The following is a 1,673-nucleotide window of genomic DNA, read 5'->3' on the forward strand; positions in this document are numbered from 1 at the left end:
GAGTTTTAGTTTAGGGGAGAGAGGGAATCGGGAATCGGGAATCAGGAATCGGGAATCGGGAATCGGGAATCGGGAATAGTAGGAAAGAGATCCGAGGATTGTTCAGTGTTATGAGAAATTAGCATTGGGTTTCATGATCGATTTGCATATGCTATAGGTAAATGCTATAGCGAAATGGCTTAGATCAAATCCCTAAATGGGTTAGCTTAATGGGATCGATAAATGCGATTGGCCGTAGGCCACGCTACGCGAGCGCGCTCTTGGTTAGCTTAATAGAATAGGGATAGCAATTGATGTAATTGTGTTTACCAACTCAAGGCACTAATCATTGCTCAAACCTTTAGCTGATCTGCTTTTCAATTCCCTGATCCAGGGAATTTTTTTATTCTCTGTACCTAGCGCTATCAATGGGATTGGCCTTGGCCAAAAGGCCACGCTACGGGAATGGCCACGCTACGGGATGAAGCGAAGCTTCCGCGCTGGTGCGATTGACCCTAGGTCACGCTACGCGATCGCTCCCGATTCCCGACTCCCGATTCCCGACTCCCGACTCCCGACTCCCGACTCCCGAACCAGATGTAAAAAACCTACCCCTGTAAGCCACACTACCCACCCTATCAAAATCTCAAGGCATCCATTCCAACCCAATCCCCACCCGACTATCCTTATTTTCGATAGAATTCTGTTTCTCAATATCCGTAGCAAGCCGCAAATTGGGAGTAATCGCATAACCGAAGGAAAGCTTGCTTATCCCCACCTCATCACTACTGCCAATAGACACAAAACTCTGAGTGAAGGAAATATCAGCGGCACCAGTGCGAGACAAAACCAACAGCAACCGTGCTCCCACATTTACCCCATCGGTAGAGTAACCATCAGTCTCCAAATTGCGATAACCTACCATCGGGGCAATATTGAAATAACTCCCTAAGGGCCGCACATAATACCGCAAATCTACCCCAAAGGTTTCTCGCTCACCATTAAAGGAAGCCTGATAATCCCCACTAACCGTTAAGCCAGAATTACCAATAAACACATCTTCTACTCCCACATTCACCCCTGCTGCTTGTCCATTAGAGGGAAACTGGGAGTAACCCAACCGCAACCGAGTACGAAAACTGGGTTGATGGCGAATATTCTGCCAAACATCGGGCACCTCCTCTAGCCAACGCTGTAGCACCGGACTGCCTTCGATTACCTCTGGACTTAAATCCAACTCCTGGGCTGCTGAATTACCAGGAGGATCAGACTGGGGAGACTCTGGTAACTTATCTGGATTAGGCTCAGGGGGATTCCCCTGGGTTTCCTCTTGGTTGCCTGTAGTCGAGTCCGGTACTGGCACGGTTTGACTCCCAGCTCGGTAAGCAACTGTGAAGCTAAACGTTAGTCCCAGTAATCCCGTTTTTAGATACTTAAGTCCCAAATTTTTCAACACTCAACAATAAAAAATACACTAACAGAACTGACGCACCTATACCGATAAAACTTCTGTCATTCTTGTATCATTTCCGGATCTAAGGGAGTAGGGAGTCGGGAGTAGGGAATCGGGAATCGGGAATCGGGAATCGGGAGCAGGGAGCAGGGAGCAGGGAGCAGGGAGCAGGGAGCAGAAGTAGCAGGGAGCAGAAGGAGAGGGTTTTACGGTTTGTTTTCTAACGGAATAATATTCAATT

General features: G+C 47.9%; 1 protein-coding gene and 1 pseudogene. Both read right to left on the reverse strand.

Going from position 1 to position 1,673, the window contains the following annotated elements; genetic code table 11:
• Positions 1–625: 625 nt before the first annotated feature.
• On the reverse strand, positions 626–1,435 hold the full coding sequence (locus F6K20_RS37485) for a hypothetical protein (RefSeq protein WP_008190056.1): 810 nt from the start codon (positions 1,433–1,435) through the stop codon (positions 626–628).
• 36 nt (positions 1,436–1,471) lie between these two features.
• Positions 1,472–1,673 (reverse strand): annotated as a pseudogene (locus tag F6K20_RS37490) (hypothetical protein); the annotation flags it as partial.

This window comes from Moorena sp. SIO2C4 (assembly GCF_010672485.1).
Lineage (GTDB): Bacteria > Cyanobacteriota > Cyanobacteriia > Cyanobacteriales > Coleofasciculaceae > Moorena > Moorena producens.